This is a genomic window from Haloarcula sp. CBA1131, assembly GCF_008728975.1.
Lineage (GTDB): Archaea > Halobacteriota > Halobacteria > Halobacteriales > Haloarculaceae > Haloarcula > Haloarcula hispanica.
On the sequence record NZ_RPCY01000005.1, the window covers coordinates 1 to 8,596 of the forward strand.

At 53.1% G+C, this 8,596-nt stretch carries 7 protein-coding genes; 3 read left to right on the forward strand and 4 right to left on the reverse strand.

Annotation, left to right across the window (positions count from 1 at the left end):
• Positions 1-884: 884 nt before the first annotated feature.
• Positions 885-1,787 carry a hypothetical protein gene (locus tag Har1131_RS21500; protein ID WP_151148494.1) on the reverse strand — a complete coding sequence of 301 codons (903 nt, stop codon included), beginning with the start codon at positions 1,785-1,787 and terminating at the stop codon, positions 885-887.
• A 119-nt stretch (positions 1,788-1,906) separates the two neighbouring features.
• Between Har1131_RS21500 and Har1131_RS22435 the strand changes: the two genes are divergently transcribed.
• The 3 genes from Har1131_RS22435 to Har1131_RS22440 are packed head-to-tail and all read left to right on the forward strand — an operon-like array spanning position 1,907 to position 2,580.
• Complete coding sequence (locus Har1131_RS22435) at positions 1,907-2,098, forward strand: hypothetical protein (protein WP_225308240.1); 192 nt, start codon at positions 1,907-1,909, stop codon at positions 2,096-2,098.
• A gap of 17 nt (positions 2,099-2,115) precedes the next feature.
• Positions 2,116-2,247, forward strand: coding sequence for a hypothetical protein (locus Har1131_RS22635; RefSeq protein ID WP_255518511.1), 132 nt, complete (start codon positions 2,116-2,118; stop codon positions 2,245-2,247).
• Positions 2,248-2,580 (forward strand): hypothetical protein, encoded by a 333-nt coding sequence (locus Har1131_RS22440; protein ID WP_225308183.1) that lies wholly within the window; start codon positions 2,248-2,250, stop codon positions 2,578-2,580.
• 51 nt (positions 2,581-2,631) lie between these two features.
• Here the strand turns inward: Har1131_RS22440 and Har1131_RS21510 are convergent, their stop codons facing one another.
• From Har1131_RS21510 to Har1131_RS22075, 3 genes are all read right to left on the reverse strand, one after another.
• On the reverse strand, positions 2,632-6,834 hold the full coding sequence (locus Har1131_RS21510) for an Eco57I restriction-modification methylase domain-containing protein (protein ID WP_151148496.1): 4,203 nt from the start codon (positions 6,832-6,834) through the stop codon (positions 2,632-2,634).
• A 78-nt stretch (positions 6,835-6,912) separates the two neighbouring features.
• The gene (locus tag Har1131_RS21515) at positions 6,913-8,166 is read right to left on the reverse strand and encodes a tyrosine-type recombinase/integrase (RefSeq protein WP_151148092.1); all 1,254 of its coding nucleotides are present in this window, start codon (positions 8,164-8,166) and stop codon (positions 6,913-6,915) included.
• The gene (locus tag Har1131_RS22075) at positions 8,132-8,554 is read right to left on the reverse strand and encodes a hypothetical protein (RefSeq protein ID WP_191907531.1); all 423 of its coding nucleotides are present in this window, start codon (positions 8,552-8,554) and stop codon (positions 8,132-8,134) included. The genes Har1131_RS21515 and Har1131_RS22075 overlap by 35 nt, the downstream gene beginning before the upstream one ends.
• Positions 8,555-8,596 lie beyond the last annotated feature (42 nt).

Below are 8,596 nucleotides of genomic sequence, written 5' to 3' on the forward strand. Positions count from 1 at the left end.
ACTCGGTGAGGCCGACGTTGTGCTTCGGTGCGAAATAGTCACGAACCTCGGTCCGACTAACCTCTCCTTGCTCACCCATACGACCGCCATGCCAGCACTTCATGCTCCATTCGGGTCAGCATGAGCTGGTCGGGCGGGTTCTCGGGCTATTCCGCGCCAAAAGCGACTGTAGATTCGTTGAACTCACCCGTGAGTGGTCGGAGTTCACCACCATAGTCCTGCGTCATCAGCACGGCATGGTTCGTCAGCTCCACAGTATCTGCAAACTGCGTAGACTCCTCACGCACCTCCAAATATTCCTCGTCCATGTTGATAGATGATGATTGGCTTACTGAGTCCAATCCGGTCACGGACCTGGGCGGCTCGGGGCCCCTCCGCCTCGATATCGATGCTTGCACACTCCGCATCTGTCGGATATCGCGCCATCAATATTATTCCCGCTCTTAGCACAAGTCTCCCCGTCGTACAGTACAAAATCTGGCTCTGCAGTCACACCGGTTCGCGGGTTACTGATTTCCGGGAAGAACATCGGAATACGGACACCATGATTGTAGAGCGCCGGCGTCGCTCGTTCGGTGACAGCGGAGTGTGACTTCGCGCCGTTGCCGTACCCCCTCTGTCACCTCATCCATAGCTACTGTATTGACACCGGATTATGCGATTTGCTCAGCGAGTACGTCGAGTCCAAGTCGTCGTAGACATCCCGAACGAAAGACCGTAGTGAGAGTGCAGTCGTCGACTCACGGGCGTAGAGAATGATGTTCGGTGGCTCAAGCTACGTCAAATAGTTCATCGTGGTCGGTATCGTAAACCCGGATCTTTCGTTGCTCATCACGAATACCGTAGCGGTATTGATTGCAGGATATTCTCCTCTAAATCAGCTATCAGTTCTTCGTTCGTCGCCTGCTCCTCGGTCGGGGTCCGGTGAGTTCGACTGCAGTGAATCCGTCAACAGTGAAGCCGCTATCGAGTTCTTGCCGCACCGGAGCATGTTCGACTTCGAAACTCTGCCGGTCCAGCTCCTGGTATCCGGCCGTGAGACCCATTATCGTATCTACAGCTTTCCTTCGGAGCCACGTTTGACAGACCGCATCGTTACCCCGGCCCTCATTCGTATTAGAGCCCTGGATGGCAGTGGCCGGGGAATTGGTCTGGTCGAACTCTATCCGAGTGGGTTTGGCGTCAAAGGTCTCCTCCGCATCTTCGAGGTCATTTTCCTCCGCCCCGGAGAATATGAGCGTCGCATCTCTTTCCCGGTTCGGAGCGTGATACTTTGCAGTGAAGCCGGACACACGCGCATCTTTCACGTCATCGGTCAACTCTCTCAGGTCGTCAGCAGAGAGATATAGCCGTTCGACACACGGTAGATAGTTGAGTAGATTCTCGATTGTCTTATCCCGCCAATCGCTGTGAACAGTCGTAAGAACCCATAGATAGCCGTCTTTTGCCACGAAAACAAACTCATCCTCCCGATTCTTCGCTGGTGTAGAAATCCCGACCAGCGAAATATCCTCATCGATTACCTGCTCCGAGAAGGTGTGTTCACCAACGTAGTTGTCAGCATGTCCGGTTATACCATCGTTCTCCGCGATGTACGTCACCCACTGATCCAGTTCTCCAATGTTGTAATCCTGATTGTCGCAAAGATAGATATTGAGGTCAGTTTGCCCCCCGCTGCGAGTTGTCTTGGATTCCATCTCCTCACCGCTCGTAACAACATATTGGATAAGTTCATCCAGGACTTCTCGCGTGGATTTATCCTCGATGTCTGAGGGGGCAATGTCCATACTAAAGTCGACTCCGTACCATTGAATTATTGTCGAACGGGTTCTATCCTACGAATCTGCATTAATATGGAAACTATATGAGTAATAAATTTGTTCACGAATATCTAACAGTTTTGGCGATGACCGAGTGGATCGTCGACACCCGCGGCGGCGTCTACCACCAGTGCGACACCGAGTACCAGCGCCTCGCGGGTCACTGGGCCCGAAACCAGTCCTGCACCTATCGCGACCTCGACGACACCCACCACGAGACCATCCGCGGCTCCTCTTGGGCGACGGCAACCTGGACGCCCCCAACGACGGTCCGCTAGCACTCCGACTCGCCTCGATGCAACGCCCACATATCGAGTGGTGCCACGACAAGCTGGGCTGGTTCTCTCGTGGCATCACCCAGGACATCGAGGGTACCTACCGACTCCGGACAGTCTCACACCCGACCCTCGGTCGCTACTGGACCTAGATGGACAACCCACCAGCCGAGGGTTGGGACCTCACCCACCCGATTGCGCGCCTTTGGTACGCCTGTGACGGCGGTCTCGAATGGCCCGGCGACTCTGACCGGCCACGGGCCCAGTGGACGATCACCGACGACGACAAACGAGCGACGTGTGCCCAGCAACTCCGCGAGCAGGGTCACGGAATAATGGTGTGGGACCGCCGAGTGGCGCTATCTTTCGACGAGACAGAGGCGTTCTTGGAGTGGCTCGGAGAGCCCATGCCCAGCAGCGAGTACAAATGGGTAACAGAGCTGGAGGAATACGAGCGACGACGAGACGAAGTTGAGCCTGTCTAACCGCTGGGTGCAATCACAAGAGCAATTTCTCGGTCGTTCGCGAGGACACAGTCATTCCCCCACCGCCTCCTCCACAATCTCGATTTCCTCGTCGGTCAGCCCGTACAGCTCGTAGACGATCTCGTCGATGAGCTCATCCGTCCGCTCGATTTTCGTCTCCAGCTCGTCGGCTCGTTCTTTCGTTTCGATGTAATTCTCCAGCCCTTCTCGAACCTCGTCGACGTCGGGCAGCGTCAGCTTCCGCATCCGGTCGACCAGCGAGTTCGTTATGGTCGCGGTCTCCCGGAAGCCAGCAAACCCGTCAGCCTTGTCGACGGCCACCGGCACGAACGCTTCGATAAGTTCGGCTTCGTTCTTGGAGAGGTCCGTAATCCGTAGCGCCGGTAGTGGCTCGGTCTCCGTGTACCCCCACTGGTCGGTCTCGTTAGCATCCTCGTCATCGGGTTTGTAGCGAGCGGTGAGTCTAATTTCGACCGTGCTGTCAGACTCTCTGACCACAGTGGCTTCGCCGACGCGGAGGTTCGGTTTCTCCTCGACGGTCATCTGGAGGATAGAGTTGGCAGAGCCTTTCGGGGGCTGAGTGAGCCCGATATCAGCGAGTGTCGGGCCGTCGGAGTAGGAGCCGAGATGATCAAGGAGGGAGAGGTTTAGGTCGAAACGAACGCTTTTCGTATTACCAAGATATTCGGCTAAATCGGATGCAATCTCGTGTAAAAAGTGGGAATTTTCATCATTCAGCTCGTCAACGTTGACTCCGTAGCTATTTTGATCAATAGATGATTTAGCATCGCTTACCCATTCGGAGACCTCTTTTTCGTCTATTTCCGTTTGGAAGTCAATATCAGGGATAGGAAAATCCCGCACTGACTGCGGATATACATGAGAATATGATCCTTGTAAACTCCCGGTAGCAAATCGAGATGCGTAATAAAAACTCTCGACTGTTGACGCGACGACCGCTTGCAGATATTGTAAATCGTACTCGTGATTTACTCTATCGAACCCATCGAAGTTTTGTCGTAAATCAGTGCCCTCGATGTTTGCATATGGTGTGCAGAGAACAACGAGATGGTCGGTATACATACCTGATGCATCAAAAGCTGCTAGCAACGAATCATCGCTATCTGAGACGTATCGGATAGCAAGCTTTTCGCACTCGAATAAATGCGGATGTCGCGGGCCATACATCTCTGAATCACGATATTCTAAGTACAATCCTGGCCACTCAATGTGATAGCGAGAAATGTTTTTCCCTTCAAAGAACTTCACACGGTTTTCGCCAGGTTCCTCGTACAGTAGCTCCTGTTTTCCGAAACCTCCCTTCTCCTTGCTTGATATCTGTGCACCGTAGTTCACATAACAAATATCACCCATCTTTCGGCTGGTCTCTTCTATCTTATCAAGAATATCAAGCTCTTTTAGTTCAGATTCATGACGGATTTGGAAACCTGGCAGTTCTAAGAAGTCAGACTGAGTGATCTCTTTCTCACCCTTATCTGCATCTGGATTGTATTCCTGATTGATACGTATAGTATGGTCGGACAGCGGTGCAGATTTTTCAATTATCGGAATTGCTGTTTGTCGCGAGACCCCTTCAAATACGTTCTTCTCTCCGAATCCAACAATCTCTCTGATTGTAGTATTTTCCAATAAGAATTTCCTGGGCTCAGTTGCATACTTCTCTCTGAAGAACGCATTCGGAATGATGTATGAATACGAACAACCCTCTTTGCATAATTGGTGAGCGCGGAGTATAAATGGGACAAACAAATCCCAATGACCAGAGAGTATTCCAGGCGAGTCAACTAAGCCCTTGATAGCATTTCTTGTTAACTCAGCATCATCCTCCGTCATTGACCATGCACTTACATACGGTGGATTCCCAATCACCGTGTCAAACCCAGCTCCCTCTAGCCTCTTCCCACCCGACCCGAAGAACACCTCGGGATACTCCAGTTCCCAGTGGAAGAAGTCCTGTTCCTCGGCAACTTCCTGCGCATTGATGAACCAGTCTGTCTCCTCAATCTCTGCCCAGTCGTCTTCATCCTCGATAGCATCGGCCATGCGCTCGTAGGCGTCTTCAGGAACGTCAACTCCGAATTCCTCGGCAGTGTGAACGTTGGCTAACTCGAAGAGCCGCTGATACAGCGGATCGTCACGGATCTCGTCGTACAACCCCTCCATCGACTTGATCTCTTCTAGTGTCTCGTTGTCGAACGCGAGAAGATTGGCCATCAACTCCATTACGTGTTCGAGCGTATCCTGGCGGACGCGGGCGAACGCCTGTGTGAGCGTCAACTGCCCGTCGCTCCCCTCGGTGTCGTCACTCAGAACCTCGGTAATGTCGCTGCCGACGAGTGAGTTGCCGGCTTTGAGGTGGTGGTCGAGGAAGGCGAGTGGCTGGTCGGCGGCGAGTGTCTCCAGCCACATCGAGAGCTTCGCGAGCTCGACAGCCATGCCATTGAGGTCGACGCCGTAGATACTCTCCTTCGAGATCTCCCGTCGGATGTCTTGCTCGTCGTATGACTGGATTTCCTGTTCTCGGACAACAGCCATCACCTGCTCGGTGAGGTACCCAGTCGCCTTTGTGAGGAAGTGTCCACTCCCCATTGCGGGATCGAGTACCTTCAGCTCCGTCACGCGGTGGTAGAAGCGTCGGAAGTACTCGGGGTCGCTTTCTGTAAGCCCGTCGGCTTTAAGATCGTCGTCGATCTCTTCGACCAGAGGATCGACCGTCTCCTCGACGATGTACGTCACTACGTAGTCGGGCGTGTAGTACGCGCCCGTCGCCTTCCGCTCCCCTTCGTCGTTGACGACGTAGAGCCCACCGGCATCAACGGTTTCGACGGCGTCAGCGACCGACACCTCATCGCCCTGTTTCCACACCTGTCCCCCGTCCTCCGAGACGGCGGCCATCCCTTCGTCGGGTGCGATACGGAACTCGTGTTCGAGCAGGCCCTCGTAGATGGTCCCCAGGTGGCGCGTGTCAAGATCTGCATAATCCGCCAGCACGTGCTCACCCTCCTCGTTCACAGTGGTCGAGAGCCGGAAGATCACCTCCGCGATGTACGGGTCTGATACCTCGTTGGCGTCGAGGAACGCGTGATCGTCGGTGTCGAACAGGCCACCGTTGTACGGCGGGATGTCGAGGTCCTCTTCACCTTCGTCGACGAGTTCGAAGAGGCGGGTGAGGCGGTTCCAGATGCTCGTGGAGTACTCGCTGTACTCGCGGTGGAACGTCTCACTGTCGGTGAGATCCTCTCCCTCCAGGTCGTCGAGGATCTCCGAGCGCTTGGCGTCGAGGCTGAAGTTCTCGTGATACTCAGCATTCCGTTTGGGGTCGTCCGGATCGATCAGACCGCGCGACTCCGCATACAGGACGAACATAAGCCGATACAGCAAGACGAGCGACTTCTCTTTGAGCTCGTCGCGCGCCGCTTCGTCGTCGGGGTCGATGTCGAGGTCGTTCGACTCGACGAAACCCTCTCCGAGCACCCGGAGCGCGGTGAAAACGTTGTCCTGAAGGTCCTCCCCGAGTTCCTGTGCGGCTGTCTCCGACTCGTTCCACACCGTTTCAAGAAAGGAGGTACCTGCAACCTCGGTAAATGCGCCCGGGCGGAAGAAGCAGTAGAAGTATTTGAACTGCTCAAGGTCACCCGATTCTAGTAGCTCCGGGAGATCAACCTCGTAGTAAGTCTGCGTCTCGTAATCTTTCGTGCCGTACAGCCGCCACTTCCGCCCGTTCGTGAGAATTCCCCATTTGAGATCGGGGGGTGTGCGTTCGAGGTAGTACTTGATCTGGTGAGAGGCGTCTCGGTATGAGCGGTCCTCGCTAAATCGTTGGTCGAAGTCGTGGCCCCACTGCTTGGCCTCGACGAGCGCGGCCGCCTTCGCGAACATTCCTCCAGTGTCGTTCTGAAGCTTGCGCTCGGCGGCCTCCCGGCGCTTCTCGTCGGACTCGTACAGCAAGCGGTCGACGTACCCGCCGCCATCAGGAAGTGTCCCCTCAGAGATCGTGTCGAAGCCGAGAACTGAGCACACCTCAGTGATCCATTGATCGAGAAGCTCGTCCTCGTTATACGACCCAACGAGATCCTTTTCGAGTTCCCACAACTCGCTGAGGGCCTCAAAGGCGGCTTCAGCTTCGTCGTCACGCTCCCAGTCTTCCAGGTCATTGACACGCTCATCAAGATAATAGCCGGAGAAGAGATCGGAGTTCCGGTAAGGCGCGTCACCGAGAGTTGCCTGACTCATTGAATGATATACTCAATCTTCGTGACTGTATTAAAACCCGATGTAAAGTTGTGGGGGTGAATCCACTGACGTGTGAGCCTAGTCGTATAGATTGAACTTGTAGATCCCTACTAAGTACGGACGCTTGATGTAACGTTCCCAGACGTTCCAATCATCGTGTCGGTACGTCTTTTCTCTGACCGAGTCATCATTTGGGGCGTCGCCACGAATGTATGCGATTACCCCCTCTGGCATGTATTGGTCATGCACTCCCTGATTATGTCGATGGTTATGAGTGAAGTAGTGGCGGAAGTAATGTGGTGTGACTTTCTCTTCTGTTGCTAGTCCTTCGGACCACCAACCATACTGTTTCAGTACACCTTCTGAGGCCCCGTTTTTGGTGAGAAGAGCATATACCGACTGTCGGGTGAGACGATCATTATCACCCGAAACTTGGCGGTTGAGAAACACTGGTCGGGCCTGTTGAGGATGTGAATGAGCACATCGTCGAGTAAGTAGGTACTCTAGTAATGCTGTCTTGAGTTCATCATCTATCGGAATGAGTGTCCCGCTCGGTCGTTGGCGCTTATTCCCCACCGATCTCGTCTCAGCACGGACTTCCGTGTTTGATTGATATCCACCCTCTAAGAATACGGTATCGGGAGACGAACGAATAGCAGAATGAAGTGATATTTTACGCGCCTCAAGTAGAGAGTCATAGATTGGATGGTCTAGATGAAGGCAACACAAATCTAAGTTCACCAGCTCGCCGACTCTTGCGCCTGTTTTCAGGAGAAACAGAATCATTGCTCTGTGAATCGGCGTGGATAGCCACTGTACAAACGCCTGCATTTCCTGCATTTCAATCCGCGGACGCCCCGGTGGTGATAGATTGAATTCAGACTCAGGAAGATCATTCAATGCCTTCTTTGCGGGGTTCTGAGTGAGTACACCTTCGTCCTCAACGAGCCAGTTGTAAAATCCAACAAGCTCACGAAGGTATTCATGTCTCGTACGGTCTACTAGATCAATTTTCTTCGGCACTTTCGACTGCGACCCTGTGATCGTATAGTACCGATTCCCTGTACGGAGGTGGTCGTTAAATTCAGCAACGTGTGTATCATCGATGTTACAAAGATGAGATTCGAAGTCTTTGAACAAGAAGGCTTCAAACTCTCGAAGAATCGTACGCGTCTTCTTAATGTACTCACTTTCCTTTCCATACCTCCGTTTCCGCCTGATATACTCTTGAATCGGATCCCGCTTGAGCTCAAGTACATCTGTTGACGTACTAGTGTCCATTTCGAGAATCTGGTCATCAGACCATTTTTGAGGGATACTTCTGTCTGCCATTTTCAGAGATTTCGATATCCACTTCCGGGACATTCTCCACCTTCTCCTCCTTCAGCAATTCGTACAGAGCATCGATGACTAACTCCTCAAATACGGTCTCTTGTAACTCATCCAGGGTAGCGACTTCGTGGGTCGACAAATGATGCACTATACAATGTTTGATCTCGGAATCCGATCTGATTACATCTCTCTCAGCTTGCTCGCGATCCTCCACAAGTTCATCTACTGATTCAAGATCAATTCGTCCGTTGCAGTCCCATAGATGGACCCCGGTACGCAAACGCCAACGGAGCCATTCTGAGCGAGATTTGGCTCCGGATTCCTCTGCTAACCTAGTGTACTTCGCCTTTTCTTGCTCTGGTATCCCAGAGATATTGATGTTGGCCACATCCCCGCTCACTTACGTCGGGACTATTTATTCCAGAAGTTT

Excerpts from the sequence above, each read along its gene's own strand:
- Har1131_RS22435 (WP_225308240.1), top strand. The coding sequence starts at position 1,907 with ATGACCGAGTGGATCGTCGACACCCGCGGCGGCGTCTACCACCAGTGC.
- Har1131_RS22635 (WP_255518511.1), top strand. The coding sequence starts at position 2,116 with ATGCAACGCCCACATATCGAGTGGTGCCACGACAAGCTGGGCTGGTTC.
- Har1131_RS21500 (WP_151148494.1), bottom strand. The coding sequence starts at position 1,787 with ATGGACATTGCCCCCTCAGACATCGAGGATAAATCCACGCGAGAAGTC.
- Har1131_RS21510 (WP_151148496.1), bottom strand. The coding sequence starts at position 6,834 with ATGAGTCAGGCAACTCTCGGTGACGCGCCTTACCGGAACTCCGATCTC.
- Har1131_RS22440 (WP_225308183.1), top strand. The coding sequence starts at position 2,248 with ATGGACAACCCACCAGCCGAGGGTTGGGACCTCACCCACCCGATTGCG.
- Har1131_RS21515 (WP_151148092.1), bottom strand. The coding sequence starts at position 8,166 with ATGGCAGACAGAAGTATCCCTCAAAAATGGTCTGATGACCAGATTCTC.